The organism is Salinimicrobium tongyeongense (genome assembly GCF_026109735.1).
Taxonomy (GTDB): Bacteria; Bacteroidota; Bacteroidia; order Flavobacteriales; family Flavobacteriaceae; genus Salinimicrobium; species Salinimicrobium tongyeongense.
The window spans coordinates 2750909-2766850 of the sequence record NZ_CP069620.1; the positions used below are offsets into that span (position 1 = coordinate 2750909).

The 15942-nt window shown below is 45.7% G+C and carries 12 protein-coding genes and 1 pseudogene; 3 read left to right on the forward strand and 10 right to left on the reverse strand.

Annotated elements, in window-relative coordinates; translation table 11 throughout:
• Positions 1 to 5 precede the first annotated feature (5 nt).
• Positions 6 to 779: an ABC transporter ATP-binding protein gene (locus tag JRG66_RS12210; RefSeq protein WP_265163046.1), complete on the reverse strand. Its 774-nt coding sequence runs from the start codon at positions 777 to 779 to the stop codon at positions 6 to 8.
• Complete coding sequence (locus tag JRG66_RS12215) at positions 772 to 1551, reverse strand: MlaE family ABC transporter permease (protein ID WP_265163047.1); 780 nt, start codon at positions 1549 to 1551, stop codon at positions 772 to 774. Before JRG66_RS12215 ends, JRG66_RS12210 begins: the two co-directional genes overlap by 8 nt.
• A 179-nt stretch (positions 1552 to 1730) precedes the next feature.
• Between JRG66_RS12215 and JRG66_RS12220 the strand changes: the two genes are divergently transcribed.
• A complete protein-coding gene (locus JRG66_RS12220; RefSeq protein ID WP_265163048.1) occupies positions 1731 to 2684 on the forward strand; it encodes a 1-phosphofructokinase family hexose kinase in 954 nt (317 codons plus the stop codon).
• 622 nt (positions 2685 to 3306) lie between these two features.
• Here JRG66_RS12220 and JRG66_RS12225 read toward each other — a convergent pair.
• Complete coding sequence (locus JRG66_RS12225) at positions 3307 to 4107, reverse strand: TrmH family RNA methyltransferase (protein WP_265163049.1); 801 nt, start codon at positions 4105 to 4107, stop codon at positions 3307 to 3309.
• 116 nt (positions 4108 to 4223) lie between these two features.
• On the opposite strand from JRG66_RS12225, the gene JRG66_RS12230 reads away from it, so the two are divergent.
• The gene (locus tag JRG66_RS12230; protein WP_265163050.1) at positions 4224 to 4658 is read left to right on the forward strand and encodes a hypothetical protein; all 435 of its coding nucleotides are present in this window, start codon (positions 4224 to 4226) and stop codon (positions 4656 to 4658) included.
• 140 nt (positions 4659 to 4798) lie between these two features.
• On the opposite strand, the gene JRG66_RS12235 is transcribed toward JRG66_RS12230, so the two are convergent.
• The 4 genes from JRG66_RS12235 to JRG66_RS12250 form a co-directional block, all read right to left on the reverse strand.
• Entirely contained in the window at positions 4799 to 6112 is a 1314-nt protein-coding gene (locus JRG66_RS12235) for an amidohydrolase family protein (protein ID WP_265163051.1), read from the reverse strand.
• Positions 6113 to 6122: 10 nt separating this feature from the next.
• The gene (locus JRG66_RS12240; RefSeq protein WP_265163052.1) at positions 6123 to 9080 is read right to left on the reverse strand and encodes an amidohydrolase family protein; all 2958 of its coding nucleotides are present in this window, start codon (positions 9078 to 9080) and stop codon (positions 6123 to 6125) included.
• A gap of 62 nt (positions 9081 to 9142) precedes the next feature.
• The gene (locus tag JRG66_RS12245; protein WP_265163053.1) at positions 9143 to 10213 is read right to left on the reverse strand and encodes a DUF3810 domain-containing protein; all 1071 of its coding nucleotides are present in this window, start codon (positions 10211 to 10213) and stop codon (positions 9143 to 9145) included.
• A gap of 435 nt (positions 10214 to 10648) precedes the next feature.
• Positions 10649 to 11140: an endonuclease domain-containing protein gene (locus JRG66_RS12250; protein WP_265163054.1), complete on the reverse strand. Its 492-nt coding sequence runs from the start codon at positions 11138 to 11140 to the stop codon at positions 10649 to 10651.
• Between the two features lie 488 nt (positions 11141 to 11628).
• On the opposite strand from JRG66_RS12250, the pseudogene JRG66_RS12255 reads away from it, so the two are divergent.
• Positions 11629 to 13091: pseudogene (locus JRG66_RS12255) on the forward strand (aminoacyl-histidine dipeptidase).
• 75 nt (positions 13092 to 13166) lie between these two features.
• Here the strand turns inward: JRG66_RS12255 and JRG66_RS12260 are convergent.
• The 3 genes from JRG66_RS12260 to JRG66_RS12270 are packed head-to-tail and all read right to left on the reverse strand — an operon-like array spanning position 13167 to position 15877.
• Entirely contained in the window at positions 13167 to 14285 is a 1119-nt protein-coding gene (locus JRG66_RS12260) for a peptidylprolyl isomerase (RefSeq protein ID WP_265163055.1), read from the reverse strand.
• 15 nt (positions 14286 to 14300) lie between these two features.
• The gene (gene gldI / locus JRG66_RS12265) at positions 14301 to 14864 is read right to left on the reverse strand and encodes a gliding motility-associated peptidyl-prolyl isomerase GldI (RefSeq protein ID WP_265163056.1); all 564 of its coding nucleotides are present in this window, start codon (positions 14862 to 14864) and stop codon (positions 14301 to 14303) included.
• Positions 14861 to 15877, reverse strand: a complete 1017-nt coding sequence (locus JRG66_RS12270; protein WP_265163057.1) for a DHH family phosphoesterase — start codon at positions 15875 to 15877, stop codon at positions 14861 to 14863. Before JRG66_RS12270 ends, gldI begins: the two co-directional genes overlap by 4 nt.
• Between the last annotated feature and the right edge of the window lie 65 nt (positions 15878 to 15942).

Below are 15942 nucleotides of genomic sequence, written 5' to 3' on the forward strand. Positions count from 1 at the left end.
CGCTTTTATTTAAAAAAGGCCCTAATTCGCGGGTCTTCAGAAGTTGATAATTCCTCAAAAGTTCCCTGGGCGTAGTTGGTGCCGTCCAGTAACAGGATCATTCGGTGGGAGATCACCCTTGCACAGTCCACATCATGGGTGATGATCATGGAAGAGGTTTTGTACCTTTTTTGGACGCTGGTCATTAACTCTATGATCTCCTTTGCCGTAATAGGATCAAGGCCGGTGGTGGGTTCATCGTAAATAATAATTTTGGGTTTAAGAATGAGCGCACGGGCCAGTGCAATGCGGCGTTGCATTCCACCCGAGAGTTCATCGGGCATCAGGTCTATGGTCCTGGCCAGTCCCACATTCTCCAGCGCCTCCAGCACCAGCTTATCGGTATCTGTGATGTTCATCCTTTTGGTGTGCCGCCTAAGCGGAAACTCCAGGTTTTCTCTCACGGTCATGGAATCATAAAGGGCACTGCCCTGGAAAAGGAAACCTATTTCTGCCCTTAGTTCATCCATCTGGGTGCGGTCAAGCCTGCTAATGTCCCTGCCCAAAACCTCAATCTTGCCACTGTCGGGCTCCATGAGGCCCACCAGGCATTTGATCATTACAGATTTTCCTGAACCCGATTTTCCCATGAGCACCAGGTTCTCGTTCTCATACATTTCCAGATTGAAATTATTCAGTACAACCTGGTCGCCGAATTTTTTGTGCAGGTTCTTTATCTGTATCACCGGATTTCCCCTGGAGGTAGCAGTATATCTAGGTTCAGGTTTCATATTATCCATAGATGAGTTGGGTTAAAAAAACTGCAATAAAGTCGATGATGAACAACAGCATACTGGTGTATACCACAGCTGAATTTGACGCCCGGCCCACTCCGGCAGTACCTTTTCCGCTGTTGTAGCCTTTAAAACACCCCACCAGGCCAATGGCAAAGCCGAAGAAAAAGGATTTTCCGGTAGCCGGAAGTAGATCCCGAAACCCCAAAGCCCCAAATACCTGATTGAAGTAAAGCAAAAATGAGACCTGCCCCTTAATATTCTCTACCAGTGCCGAACCAATAAGGGCTACCAAATCTCCAAAGAGTATGAGCAGGGGGAGCATCAGGCTGGCAGCAAGAATTCGGGTGACCACCAGATACTTAAAAGGATTGGTGCCCGAAACTTCCATGGCGTCTATCTGTTCCGTAACTTTCATGGAGCCCAGTTCGGCACCTATGCTTGATCCAATGCGGCCGGCACAAATAAGCGCGATGATCACCGGCCCAATTTCCCGAACAATAGAAATACTAATCATATTCGGGATCCAGGAGGAGGCCCCAAACTCCTCTAAGGTGGGGCGTGACTGAAGTGTAAATACCAGGCCAAGAATAAATCCGGTTTCCCCCACGAGTAGCAGGGATTTATTCCCCATCTGGTAACACTGCCTCAAAAATTCTTTGAATTCAAACGGCCGGCTAAATAGCTCTCTGAAAAACCTCCCGGCAAAATTTGACAGGGCTCCTATTTCAGTAAAAAAGGAACGCAGGTTTTTGGTCATTGTAAAACTTTGAGCCATTTCCTGAAGTTTCGAACTTAAAACTACTTCAATATGATCAATTTAATTATGATATCTCTCAGGTTTAAGCAAGGCTGCTTAAAATATGCTGCCAATAATTAAGAATTTACGCCAAGAGTTTCAGGCTTTTAAAACTTCTCTGTAAATTAGAGTGTAACCAAAATGAAAAGATTTAGCCCATGATCACAACCCTTACCGTTAATCCTGCCCTTGATATTTATTCAAAGACCAAAAAGCTGGAGCCAAATGAAAAACTCAGGTGTGAAAAGCCGCTTATAGATGCGGGCGGAGGAGGAGTAAATGTCTCGCGGGTCATCAAAAGACTGGGCGGTGAATCTACTGCCGTCTATGCCAAAGGAGGCCATACTGGTAAACTTTTTTCAGACCTTTTAAAAAAGGAAGGCGTTAAAGAAGAGCCTGTAGAGATCTCTAATGATTTGCGACAGAACTTTGCCGTTACCGAGACCTCTACAGGAAATCTCTATCGGTTTGGGTTTCCCGGCGCTTCGCTGCACGAATCTGAATATGAAGCTTTACTCGAAAAAGTGAGCCGGTGTGAAAAAGGCGGTTTTTTGGTAGCAAGCGGGAGTCTTCCGCCGGGTGCGCCACCCAATTTTTATGCCCGGGCAGCTGCTATCTCCAAAACCTGCGGATTAAAATTTGTACTTGATACTTCAGGAAAATCTTACCAGGGAGTGCTGGAGCAGGGGGCTTATCTTTTAAAACCGAATAAAAATGAACTCCGCGATATTACAGGCCAGCCGGCAGAAAATATGGAGGAGCAAAAAAGGGCTTTGCTCGACATCCTTAAAAAGTATTCCGTAGAGATCATTGTGCTCTCATTGGGGGGTGAAGGTGCGCTTTTGGCTACAAAAGGGGAAGTGAAACATTATCCTGCCCCGCAGGTCGAACATGTGAGTTCGATAGGGGCAGGAGACAGTATGGTTGCCGGCCTGGTTTACGCCCTTTCTACAGGCCAGCCTCTCAAAAATGCCATTTTGTACGGACTTTCCTGTGGCAGTGCGACCATAAAATCTCCGGGGACCGAACTGCTTAAAAAAGAAGATGTGGAGGTTCTTTATGAACAACTGCTTCAACTAACTTCGGGGGAAGGCAGAACAATTTTGTCTTAATGGTTTCTTAGGGATGTCTTTTTTTCTGAAGAAATTTGAATTGCGGTGCTTACTGAAAAGGCCGAAGTTTACATTCGTTTGAGGATCTTCCACTTTAAGATCAAACTTTCTTTTTTCCGTCCCCTCCGCCGGAGGGCTGCCTACAGGGCGAGGTAGGAGAGATTTTCTTGTGCAGGGTTAGAGAATTCAGGCCACGAATCCACCAATGATTTTTCTATGGTTTCTTAGAAATATCTTTTTTTCTGAAGAAATCTGAATTGCGGTGGTTACTGAAAATACCCAAATTTACATTCGTTTGAGGATTTTCCATTTTGAGAACAAACATTCTTCTTTTCGTCCCCTCCGCCGGAGGGCTGCCTTCAGGGCGAGGTAGGAGAGATTTTCTTGTGCAGGGTTAGAGAATTCCAGGCCACGAATCCACCAATGATTTTTCTATGGTTTCTTAGGAATATCTTTTTTTCTGAAGAAATCTGAATTGCGGCGCTTACTGAAAAGACCGAAGTTTACATTCGTTTGAGGATCTTCCACTTTGAGAACAAACATTCTTTTTTTCGTCCCCTCCGCCGGAGGGGTGCCTGCAGGGCGGGGTGGTTTTTTTCGGAACTGCGAACTAAATTAAATTTTAACGCCGCTGCCTCTTCGCTTCAAAAATAAGGATGCCCGCAGCTACCGAAACATTCATGGAATCTATAACCCCCTCCATGGGGATAATGATGTTTTGGCTGGTGTTTTCAAGCCATTGCTGACTCAAGCCGGTGGCTTCTGTGCCCACTACAATAGCGCTGCGACCGGTGAAGTTGGCGGTATGGTAAGGAACCGAAGCCTGCAATGCAGCTCCAAAAATGGCAATTTTTTGTTCCTTTAAAAAGGCAATTATTTTTGAGGTGCTGCCGGTGGCGATCTGGTTAGTAAAAAGGCAGCCCACACTGCTGCGAATAATGTTTGGATTGAACAGGTCTGTACGCGGATTGGCAATAAGCACTGCGTCTACGGCTGCAGCATCGGCTGTGCGGAGCAGGGCACCTATATTTCCGGGTTTTTCGGGGGCTTCTGCTACCAGGATAAGCGGATTTTTTGTTTTGAAGGTTAGTTTTTGAAGGGAAAGTTCGCGGGAACCCACAACGGCCAGCACTCCTTCGGTACTTCCGCGGTAAGCGATCTTTTGGTACACTTCCGAAGAAATTTCGGTGATAGCTACAGGACTGGAAACAGAAGACAGCAAATTTTTGACATTTTCAGCAGGAAAGAGATCGGCGGTATAATAGAGTTCCCTAAGCTCGTAACCACCTTTTATGGCGAGGCTTATCTCCCTCTGGCCTTCTACCACAAAGGCTTGTTCTTTTTTGCGGGCGCGCGATTTTTCCTGTAACTGCAATACCCTCTTTATCGCCTGATTCTGAAAACTACTTATAAATTTTTGCATGCAGCAAAGATAAAAAACTTCGGGTTTGGTGCAGTAATAGGGGGCTAAGGCATGGTGGAAATTTTCAAGATTGGAAAAAAAGCGGTAATTTAACGGGAAAACACAAAAACACTTTTATGGAGAAGAAAAAGAAGCCACTTCCAATGACTGATGCTTTTAAGGTGCTCAGTTTTATTTTTGCAGCTATTTTGATTAGTGCCTGTAGTAAAAAGATTACGTTTCCCGTTTCTGATGTAGTGCCTGCCGCCGAAGCCGTGGTTAAGGTAGATGAAGACAATAACAGCAACTATGAGGTGGAGCTTGAGGTGAGCAACCTAGCAAGCCCCGACAGGCTGAGGCCTTCGCGAAACCACTACGTGGTGTGGATGGTCACCAAAAACCATGGCACCATTAACCTGGGCCGGTTGGATATTAACCGGAAGAACAACGGAAAACTTAGCACCAACACGCCCTACGAACCCATCAGGATATTTATTACTGCGGAAGATGACAGCAAGCCTGTGATCCCTTCCACGCAGGTGGTGCTCAATTCGGAAGAGTTCAAAATATAAAAAAGAGGCTGTTTAAAAACTGTCTTTGTGCTCACCTGAAGCAGCTTCAGGTAGTATAGCTTTCTGAAGTTACTTCAGAAATAAAGATCCAGGAGTTTTTAAACAGCCTTTCCTTTCAAAAAGGGCATTTTAGCAGAAGATTATTTTTTCTCCTGCTGGCCGTATTTTTCAGTATACCTCTTTGCCAACGCTGTCTGGTGGCTTTCAAGGCTAATTTCCCGCCCCTGGATAAAGGCCTGTGAAACTTTGTTGGTGCGCATATCCAGAGCATCTCCTTCACTAATAAAAAGGGTGGCATCTTTACCGGCTTCCAGCGTTCCAAGGCTGTCGTCAATACCCAGGATCTTTGCGGTGTTTGAAGTGATCATTTTAAGGGCGTCGGCTTTACTGAGACCGTAACCGGTAACTGTACCTGCGTAAAATGGCAAATTACGGCTGTTCATCCTTTCCATGTCACCGCTGGTTTCCAGCCCTACGAGAATTCCTTCCTGGTTGAGCAGGTAAGCGAGTTTGTAAGGCAAATCATAATCCTGGTCTTCCATTTGCGGGGTCTTGTGTACCCGGCCTACCAGTACCGGAACATTGGCAGCCTTGATTTGATTGGCCACTTTAAAGGAGTCGTAAGCCCCTACCAATACCACATTGTCAAGCTTGTGTTCCTTTTTAAAAGCGAGCACATCAATGATCTCTTTTTCTGAATCGGCATGGATATAGACTTTCTTGTTCCCGCTGAAAACATCTTTCATGGCCTGGAAAGGCAGATTGGCCTTGTTTTGTGGCCCTGCCAGATAAGCTTTGGCGTTGTTGAAGAACGCGCTTAGCTCCTGAAGGTCTTTTGCATAACTGTCATTGGGTTTTATCCCGGGATCTTCGCCCATCCACCAGCGGCCTCTGCGCACGCTGTTTGGCCAGTTGATGTGCAAGCCGTCATCTTTCTTTAAAGCGGCATCTTCCCAGTTCCAGGCATCAAACTGCACGATAGACGAAGTGCCCGAGATCCTGCCGCCACGCGGGGTGATTTGCCCTACAAGCACCCCGTTTGGGCGCATGCTCTCTACTACCTGGCTTTCGGCATTGTAGGCGATGAGGCTGCGAACATGGGGCAGGAGTTCTCCCAGTTCATCTTCGTCATCACTCTGTACCACGGCATCTATTTCTACCAACCCAAGGGTGGAATTGGGGGCTATAAAGCCAGGGTACACATGCTTTCCTTTTGCATCAATCACTTTGCCGGGATACTGGCGGTTAGTGGAGGCGGCATCACTAACCGTGGTAAGTTTACCGTTCTCAAAGATGATCACGCTGTTCTCAATCACTTCGCCATTCCCAATGTGGGCGGTGGCACCAATTATGCTTATCGCGCGGTCTTGCGGGGGCGCCGGAGTTTGTTGTGCTATAACCGAACCTGCGAAAAAGAGCAGTACCGGCAGGATGTATTTCTTTAGTTTCTTCATGTTTCTGATTTTAGAGGGTGTCACAGTGCATTTCTTCTTTGCCGGAATTTTTCACCGGCTGGGTTTTCAGTCCGTTGTTTTTGGCTTTCAGCATTTGAGTAGTGAGCAGGTTCTTCTGCTTTTCCAGTTCTTCGCGCAGCTGCCGGTCTCTTTCAAGGTCAAAATACACCAAGCCTTCAATCATGGTTTTTTCAGGTTTGGCGTAAACGGAAAGCGGGTGAGCATCCCACAGCACCAAATCGGCATCTTTACCTTCTTTGATACTTCCCACGCGATCATCAATATGGAGCAGTTTTGCAGGGTTAAGAGTGACAAATTTCCAGGCTTCTTCTTCGGATATGTCTCCGTATTTTACACTTTTTGCCGCCTCCTGGTTAAGCCTGCGGCTCATTTCGGCGTCATCACTGTTAATGGCAACTGTTACACCGGCATTGTGCATAATGGCGGCATTCTGCGGGATGGCATCTTTAACTTCATATTTATAGGCCCACCAGTCAGAGAAGGTAGAACCTCCAACCCCGTGCTCGGCCATTTTATCGGCTAATTTATAACCTTCCAAAATATGGGTGAACGTGTTGATGTTGAAGCCAAATTGTTCTGCCACCTTCATCAACATATTGATCTCGCTTTGAACATAAGAGTGAGCCGTCACAAAGCGTTCGCCGTTAATGATTTCAAGGATGGTTTCCATTTCAATATCCCTGCGATAGGGTTTGCCGCTCTTTTTTAGCTGCTCATACTCGCGGGCACGGGTAAAATAATCTACAAATACCTGTTCTACGCCCATACGGGTTTGTGGAAAACGGGAATTACTGTCCCAGTTGGCCTGTTTTACATTCTCTCCCAAAGCAAACTTGATGAACTTCGGAGAATTGTCAAGCACCATTTCCTGCGGACTCGCGCCCCATTTCATCTTGAGAATAGCCGATTGCCCTCCAATTGGGTTGGCCGAGCCGTGGAGCAGCTGCATGGTAGTAACACCCCCGGCAAGGTTGCGGTAAATACCAATATCGTTGGGGTCTACCACGTCTTCCATCTGCACCTCGGCAGAAGAGTTGTGCCCTGCTTCATTTACGGCCGATGCCGCCAGGTGGGAGTGCTCATCAATAATTCCGGTAGTAAGGTGTTTTCCCGTAGCATCTATTAGCGTCGCCCCACGGGCACTAAGGTTCTTGCCAACTGCGGCTATCTTTCCGTTCTTTACCAGCACGTCGCTGTTTTCGATGATGCCTTCAGCTTCATTGGTCCAAACCGTGGCATTCTTGAAGAGTACGTCCTGTTGCTTCGGAAGGCTTTCAAATCCAAAGGCCATGTTCGGGTAAGTTACGGGAAGTACTTCAGGATATTCTTCGGAATTTTTGTCTTTATTTTCTGAAGCTTCTGCAGTGCGGGTAGCTGTAAAAGTGGTTGGTGTACCGTCTCCCAAAATGGCTTTTCCGCTGAAGTTTTTGGCGTTGCCTGAAATTCTCGCGCTAAGCCGGGTGTATTCAGCTTTAGTAGTATCGGGGGAAGAGAGCAGCAGGTTCACCCAGTTATTGCTGTAGTTGATCTTTGAACCTATCTTGCTGTTGTTGGTGCTCACTTCGGCCTTGGGTTTTGAAGGCTCACCGCTGATCTTTACGGTGTATGAATTTCCGCCTACTTTCACATCGTAGGTTCCGTTGAGGTTCACCAGGTCTATGTCTTCAAACACAGCTCGTTTCCCCTGAACCCAGTTTTCGTAAATCGTAGTCTCTTTATCAAAATAATCGCCCGAAGTAACAATGAAGTTTGCCCAGGCACCTTCTTTTAAGACCCCCAGGCTGTTCTCCTGTCCAATAAGTTTTGCCGGAACGGTGGTAAGTGCTGCCAGGGCATCTTTTTTGTCTAGCCCGTAAGCTACTGCCTTTACCAGGTTCTCCCTGAAGTTTTTTTCGGCATTGTGGGCAGTAATGGTGTAAGGAACTTTCTTTTCGCTAAGCATTTTGAGGTTGGCCGGTGCCTGGTTCCATTCTTTCATGTCTCCCAGGATGGCATAACTGGCCATGTACGGGTCTTCCATATCAAATGCATCCGGGAATTTTACGGGTACAATGAAAGTTGCATTTGTGGCTTTTATGGCATCAAGTCTTTCAAATTCCTTTCCGCTGCCCACAATCACGTACTGCACGCCCATTTCATCACCAACTTTATCGGCACGCAATTCGTCAAGTACATCATCGGTCTTAAAAATTTGCAGCAGGTTTTTATTCTCGTTAAAAGCTTCCAGCGCAAGGTCTTTATTATCGGCGTTGCCCTTTGCATACCAGTCGGCATCAAGGTAGGTTTGTCTCAGCAGTGCCATGGCACCCATTTTAGAAGAAGGATAGACCTGCTTTGATTTTGCACTTTTTTCGAAAGATAAATATTGTGCAGATTCTTCATCGAGTATTCTGTCGCCTTCAGTGCCTTCGGAATTAAGGGCGATAAGCATTCCGGTTCCGCGAACAATTCCGTCGGGTATGTGGGTGTTAACCACCCCAAAACCCAGCTTTCTGAGATTTTCAGCTTCATCTTTATTATAGGAGAAATTCTCTAAAGCCGAAGTTTCCGGCCTAATATGATCATTCCAGTAGTAACCTTCACGGCCTGCATCATACTGCGGATTACCGCTGTAGGGGCTGCCGCCTTCGCTTTTTGGTTTTTCAATTCCGAAGCTGGAATAAAGATCAATAAAGGAAGGGTAAACTGTTTTTCCTTTAAGGTCAATGACTACCGCATTTTCGGGAACCTTGATGTTTTTTCCAACGGCGGTGATCCTGCCGTTGCGCATCGCCAGCATACCATTTTGAATAAGGCTGGAAGGGTCTACATAAATTTTGGCATTTTTGAGTACCGTGAAGTTGGTATTTTCCTGCGCCTTTACGGCGTCGTTCTTAGGAAAATACTCCTGTGCCTGCAGGCCCGTGACGGCACCAAGCAGCAGGCATAATAGTAATTTAATTCTCATAAGATAGTTTAGGATTGGAAATTAGAGCGGGTAAGTTAGCAAAAAAAAGAGAATGCCAAAGGCTATAATTTTCCCCTGCTCTTGTGGTAATTTACCAGCAGGGCCACTACATAACTATAACTCTTCATGCCGCCAGGCTGGTTGTTTGCTACCAGAAACGAATCGTATGCATACATGAAAATGGGCTCAAAAGGATTTTTGTGGCTTTCCCAAAACTCCTGTACTTCCCGGTAGTTTTCTTTGATCCCGTAGTTAAGCTGGTCAGCAAACTTTTCAGCTAATTCCGGATCGCGGCGGTAGAGTTCGCTAAGGCAGTAGCTAAGCGCAAAGGTGTAACCGGAGTAGTTGAAGTATTCATCTGGGTGGTTCATGGTGGTAAGACAGGCCAGGAAATTGGCTTCGTTCTCTTTGGCAAAACCCAGCTGGTGGCCTATTTCATGACTGGCCGTTGTGGGTATCTTGTAGGCGACAATCCGGGTATTTACCTGGCCTTCGTTAGTAAGCGGGTTGAGGTAGCCGTTAAAGCCCATATAAGTAAGCGGCAGGCTGTAAATTGATTTTTTCAAACTCGGAATATGGTAATCAAGTTCGGGAAAATCGTCTTCAATATTCTGATATCCTTCTTTGGATAATTCCAGGATTTCAGCTTTAGAATACGGGATCATGACCATCACCGAATCATTTCCGGTAATAGAGAGATGAAGTTCGTTTGAAGTTTTAATGAGATCTTGTGTGAGTTCTATGAGTTCTTCCGTAGTATAATCGTTTTCAATCTCAAGGGCTGCATGCAGTGGTAACCGGTAATAGTTGAACCCCCAAAAAAGATTAAAACTGAAGTAAATAACCGAAAGCACGGCAAGGGCGTTTATAATCCATCGTTGTGGCGCTCTGAATTTTTCTTTTATCCTAATCACCAACCACCTTACAAGCATGATCACCAGGAAGGCATAGAGCAGGTCCCCCAGTGAAAAGGGCAATATTCCGAGGGTTCTTCTAAGCAGGACCGAGGTCACGGGGAAAATTCCGTTACTGTACCATTTTTCTACAAAAAGAGGATAGTTGCCCAGCAGCTTGATTAGGATGATCTGGACAGGTAGAAACAGGGCGAGAATTAAAGCAACTTTTTTCTTCACCTTTCAAAAATAGGGTTTTTCGGGATGAACCTGCAAGAGCCGGAAGCCAAGACTTTTATAAATATGAGACAATTTTATGGAAAGCTTTAAAACTTCTCGCTTCCTGAGCCGATGTCTTGTTTATTACCCAAAATATTTCTTACAAAGCATCCCCTCCTCCGGAGGGGTGACCGAAGGTCGGGGTGGGTAATGGGAACCCTACTCTTAATTTTGTCCCTAAATCACAGATGATTTGTGTTTTCTCTACAGATTATTTTTCTGGTGAGGTTAGATATTAAGCTGGGGATGAATACCACCTAAAAATACAATATTTCGGAAACGATATCTTATAGTTTAAAACCAAATTTTCTTGCAAAGCATCCCCTCCTCCGAAGGGGTGCCTGTAAGGCGGGGTGGGAGGAGTCTGGCCGAAGGTCGGGGTGGGCAATCCCCTTATTATGAATAATTTTCAATTATGAACTTCTTTAAATTCTCCATAACCCGTTCAACATCCATCATTACCTCAGTAGCACTCACTTTCCAGACCAGTAACCCCAGATTTTGAAGATAAGTTTCCCGCCTATTATCATATTCTTTCTTTTCATTATGACTGGCTCCATCAATTTCAACAATCAGGCTTAAACCTTTTACATAAAAATCTACAATATAATGTCCAATCACCCGCTGCCGATCAAAATCTATGTTATAAAATTTTCTCTTGTGCACCTGCTGCCAAAAAACGATTTCCGGTAAATTTCCCATTTTTCGCAGTGCCCTTGCTCTGTTTCTCAGATTTTTTTCTGCAGGCAAATATGTAGCAGATTTTCGGTATATAGGAACCGAGTCAATAGTAGCAAGAACAGGAGGTTTCTTTTCCACCCCGTCCTGCGGACACCCCTCCGAGGGAGGGGACACAGCATGAGATATTTTATTATTATCATTGATCATGGTTTAAGATAATGAATTTTCAGATGAGCCAGTAGAAGTAATTGTGCTTTTATAAGGATCAGCTGCAAGTTGGAAAGTAACATCACCTTAACAACTGCAGTATTTCGGAAACGATGTCTTGTAGTTTAAAACCAAATTTTCTTACAAAGCATCCCCTCCTCCGGAGGGGTGACCGAAGGTCGGGGTGGTTAATGGGAACCCTACTCATAATTTTGTCCCTAATTCACAGATTATTTTCGTTTTCTCTGCAGATTATTTTTCTGGTAAGGTTAGATATTAAGCTGGGGATGAATACCACCTTTAAAAATACAATATTTCGGAAACGATGTCTTATAGTTTAAAACCAAATTTTCTTGCAAAGCATCCCCTCCTCCGGAGGGGTGCCTGTAAGGCGGGGTGGGAGGAGTCTGGCCGAAGGTCGGGGTGGGAGGTGTGGCCGTAATGCTCTACTATTTCTTATATTTGTGAGAATTCAAACTAACATTATCATGAACGAAGAAATAAGGGCTTTGGAACCAAAGCCACTCTGGAATAAATTTGCCGATCTCAATGCCGTGCCCAGACCCTCAAAAAAGGAGGAACGGGTCATAGAATTCATGAAGAAATTCGGAAATGACCTGGGGCTGGAAACCGAAGTTGATGAGGTAGGAAACGTGATTATCCGCAAACTGGCCACTCCGGGAATGGAGAACAAAAAACCTGTAGTGCTGCAGTCTCACCTCGATATGGTCCACCAGAAAAACAACGATTCCAATTTCGATTTTGAGAATCAGGGGATCGAAATGTATGTTGATGGTGACTGGGTGCGGGCTAAAGGCACTACCCTTGGAGCCGATAACGGTCTTGGAGTGGCCACCATGATGGCTATTCTGGAAAGCAACGACATTCAGCATCCTCCACTCGAAGCACTTTTTACCATTGACGAAGAGACCGGGATGACCGGGGCCATGGGGTTAAAACCCGGAATTCTAAAGGGAGATATCCTGCTTAACCTCGATACCGAAGAAGATAATGAAATAGGCATTGGCTGTGCCGGTGGGGTTGATATCACTGCCTCGCGCACTTATACCGAAGAAGCTGTGCCCCAAGATACCATAGCTTACAGGGTGCAGGTAAAAAGCCTGCAGGGAGGCCATTCCGGGATGGATATTATCAAAGGTCTTGGCAACGCAAATAAGCTCATGAACCGCATCCTCTTCGGGGGTATGAGAACTTCGGAATGAGAATTTCTGAAATCAATGGCGGCGGACTCCGTAATGCCATTCCACGGGAAAGTGAAGCTGTAGTTGTGGTAGAGAACATTCAGAAGAAAGACTTTACAGCTGAAATAGGGAAAGCCATTCAGCAGATTAAGCAGGAATATAAAAGCCTGGAACCAAAGCTGCATATTGAGGTTTCAGAAACTGAAGCCCCTCAAAAAGTGATGGAACTTGGAGCGCAGGAGTTACTGCTGAAGTCTCTTTATGCTGCCCATAACGGCGTGTACCGGATGAGCCCCGACATTGAAGGCCTGGTAGAAACTTCAAACAACCTGGCGCGCGTGACGGTCAAAAATGGCAAAATTGAAGTGCTTTGTTTGACCCGCTCTTCAGTAGATTCTTCAAAAACCGATCTGGCCAACAGCCTTCGCGCCGGTTTTGAACTTGCAGGTTTTGAAGTGGAACTCTCGGGAGCATATCCCGGCTGGGCTCCCAATATGGATTCTCCCATTTTAAAGGTGCTCGACGAGCTTTACAGGAAAATGAATACCGATGAACCCGATATTGCTGCCTGCCATGCCGGCCTGGAATGTGGAATTTTAGGAAAAAACTATCCTGAAATGGACATGATCTCCTTTGGCCCCACCATTCGCGGAGCCCATTCGCCCGATGAAAGAGCAAGCATCTCCTCTGCCCAGAAATACTGGGAATTTGTGCTTGAAGTATTGAAGAACATTCCCGGGAAGAAGTAATTCTTCAGGATCATTTAAATAAAAAAGCTTCCAAAAATGCCATTTTTGGAAGCTTTTTTTGTGGGGATCCTTCTTCTACTGAATATCTACCAGCTCTACTTCAAAAATGAGATCGGCAGATGGCGGGATAACTGGTGGTGCACCGTTTTCTCCATATCCAAGGTGGGAAGGAATGTACAATACGGCTTTATCGCCTACCTGCATTTGCTGTACACCTTCTTTAAATCCTGGGATCATTGGGGCGTCTTTGCTGTAAAGCATTGGCATAGGAGCATAACCGCCCATTTGCTTTCTTCTTTCGTTGAGCATTCCGGCTTCTTCGGCCACTGTTTCAATATTGGTGTCAAAAAGGTCGCCAGAGCTTAAATAGCCTTTGTAATTTACCCTCACGGTGTCTCCCTGCTGTGGTTTAGGGCCTTCACCTTCTTTCAGAAATGCAATCTGGAGTCCGCTTTCAAGTGCTTTTGCATCGGTTTTTAATTCCTCGTAACGCTGTGCGTTGGCAGAGCGCTGCTCGTTCATCTGGCGTTCCTTTTCTTCAGCTTCAGCTTTAAAATCGGCTAACTGCTGAGTGAGAACTTCAGCAGCTTTAAAATTTTTGGCTGCCTGGCCTTTGCGGATAATCTTTACTTCCTGCATCACCACATCTTCAAGAGGGCGGTCATTTGCGCCTGTTTCCACATTTCCAATGGCGTTTACCACGTCCATGCCTTTTACCACTTCACCAAATACGGTATGCATGCCGTTTAACCACGGAGTTTCTTTTAAGGTGATAAAGAACTGGCTTCCGTTGGTGTTAGGGCCCGAGTTGGCCATAGAAAGGATTCCGGCTGAATCATGGGTAAGTGTATCTACAATCTCATTCGGGAATTTATAGCCCGGGCCGCCGCTACCGGTACCCTGCGGGTCGCCCCCCTGAATCATGAAATCTCCAATTACACGGTGAAAAACGAGTCCGTCGTAAAATGGCTTATTCTGGTACTGCTCTTCGGCCATGCTGCTTGTGCCTTCGGCAAGGGAAACAAAACTGGCAACGGTCATTGGGGTTGCTTCAAAGTAAAGTTCGGCGATAAAATCTCCCTGGTTGGTTTTGAATTCGGCATACATTCCGTCTTCAAGATCCGGATAATCGTCATTACAGGCAGTAAAAGCAAACAGCAGGCTGCATAAAAGTAAAAAAGTGATTTTCTTCATGTTTAAATTAATTGTTTAGTTGTTATTTTCCTGATTAGCTTCAGGTGCTTCTGAAATATCTATAAGCGTAACCGTAGAAATCAACGGTACGTCAGATCCTATTCTTTTTTTATCTCCGTAATATCCGAAGGCTTTATGGGAAGGGAACAAGAAGGTTACTGTTTCTCCTTCCTTCATAAGTTTTAGCCCCTGCCTCAAGCCACTAAAAAGTTCTTCCTGGTCTATGGCATAGGTGCGGGGTACAATCTCTTCATCGGTGTAAATGTCACGGCCTTCGAGGGTTTTGAGGTTGTAATCGAATTCCACCACATCACCAAATTCGGGAGTTCTTGCCCTGGTGGTGTCTTTTTTATTGTAATAGTACCAAAACCCGTTGGCAGAGGAAAGGTATTCGCGGGTAGTATCGGATTTGATGATCTGTTGAATCCTGGCTTCCTCTTCGGCAACAATCTTTCTGTTTCGCTCCACGGCCTCATTGATATAAGAGCCGGTTTCCTGTGAGACCGGCCTTCTGGCTTCGGGTGATTTGCATGAAAAAAGGAGCAGGCCCGTCATCAGTAATACATATTTCATTTTCATAGTGCCAGTTTTGTCTTATAGGCAGGCAAGATACTAATAAATCTTTCAACTGTCTCTTGCAGAGAGAGATCGCTTTTGCCCCCGGCAGCGTTGGTGTGGCCGCCGCCTTCAAAATGCTGGCGGGCAAATTCGTTAACTGAAAAAGTACCTTTTGAACGAAGGGAGATCTTCACGATCTTTTCGGCTTCATTTTCGATAAAAATGGCGGCAAAAACTATACCTTCCAGAGAGAGCCCGTAATTCACAAAACCTTCGGTGTCCCCTTTTTTAAAATTATGCCTGTCCAGTTCTTCCTGCGAAAGCGTGATGTAGGCGGTGCGGTAGCCTTCTACCACGCACAGATTTTGCAGCGCACAGCCCAGCAGCTGTAACTGGCTGTAAGAGCTGGTGTCAAAAACATTTTCGTGAATAGAAGTATTGTCGGCACCTTTTTCGATAAGATCGGCGATTACGCGATGGGTGAGGCTGGTGGTAGAGCGGTACCTGAAAGACCCGGTATCGGTCATGATCCCGGTATAAAGGCAGGTGGCGATTTGCGGACTTATCTTTTGTGCTAGCCCAATATTCTCTATAAAATGGTAGACCATCTGGCAGGTAGAGCACATGGTGACATCGCTGTAAGTCACATGGGCGTAATCATCGGGCTGCTGGTGGTGGTCTATCATCACAAAAGCAGCTTTGGCTTCCTGCAGCGGGCGGTACATATCGCCAGCGCGTGAAAGATGGTTAAAATCCAGCGTAAAAATGACTTCAGCTTCAGCAATTAAATTATTGCATTTTTCGGTCTCCCGGTCGTATATGAGCGTTTCCTCTTCATAAGGCATCCACTTCAAAAAATCGGGATAATCGTTTGGGGCAATAAGGTTCACGTAATGGCCCAGGCCTTCAAGCAGGATCTTAAGGGCAAGCGTAGAGCCCATTGCATCGCCATCGGGCCCTTTATGCGGAACAATTACGATCTTTTTTTTGCCTTCGAGCAGGTCTTTTACCTTCGAAATGTCTTCGTTTGTCATAGATGGCGAAGATATTGAATATTTGAAGATTCAAAAAGCGCTTAAAGAAGTTCCAAAAATGCCAT

Excerpts from the sequence above, each read along its gene's own strand:
- JRG66_RS12210 (WP_265163046.1), bottom strand. The coding sequence starts at position 779 with ATGGATAATATGAAACCTGAACCTAGATATACTGCTACCTCCAGGGGA.
- JRG66_RS12215 (WP_265163047.1), bottom strand. The coding sequence starts at position 1,551 with ATGGCTCAAAGTTTTACAATGACCAAAAACCTGCGTTCCTTTTTTACT.
- JRG66_RS12220 (WP_265163048.1), top strand. The coding sequence starts at position 1,731 with ATGATCACAACCCTTACCGTTAATCCTGCCCTTGATATTTATTCAAAG.
- JRG66_RS12225 (WP_265163049.1), bottom strand. The coding sequence starts at position 4,107 with ATGCAAAAATTTATAAGTAGTTTTCAGAATCAGGCGATAAAGAGGGTA.
- JRG66_RS12230 (WP_265163050.1), top strand. The coding sequence starts at position 4,224 with ATGGAGAAGAAAAAGAAGCCACTTCCAATGACTGATGCTTTTAAGGTG.
- JRG66_RS12235 (WP_265163051.1), bottom strand. The coding sequence starts at position 6,112 with ATGAAGAAACTAAAGAAATACATCCTGCCGGTACTGCTCTTTTTCGCA.
- JRG66_RS12240 (WP_265163052.1), bottom strand. The coding sequence starts at position 9,080 with ATGAGAATTAAATTACTATTATGCCTGCTGCTTGGTGCCGTCACGGGC.
- JRG66_RS12250 (WP_265163054.1), bottom strand. The coding sequence starts at position 11,140 with ATGATCAATGATAATAATAAAATATCTCATGCTGTGTCCCCTCCCTCG.
- JRG66_RS12260 (WP_265163055.1), bottom strand. The coding sequence starts at position 14,285 with ATGAAGAAAATCACTTTTTTACTTTTATGCAGCCTGCTGTTTGCTTTT.
- gldI (WP_265163056.1), bottom strand. The coding sequence starts at position 14,864 with ATGAAAATGAAATATGTATTACTGATGACGGGCCTGCTCCTTTTTTCA.
- JRG66_RS12270 (WP_265163057.1), bottom strand. The coding sequence starts at position 15,877 with ATGACAAACGAAGACATTTCGAAGGTAAAAGACCTGCTCGAAGGCAAA.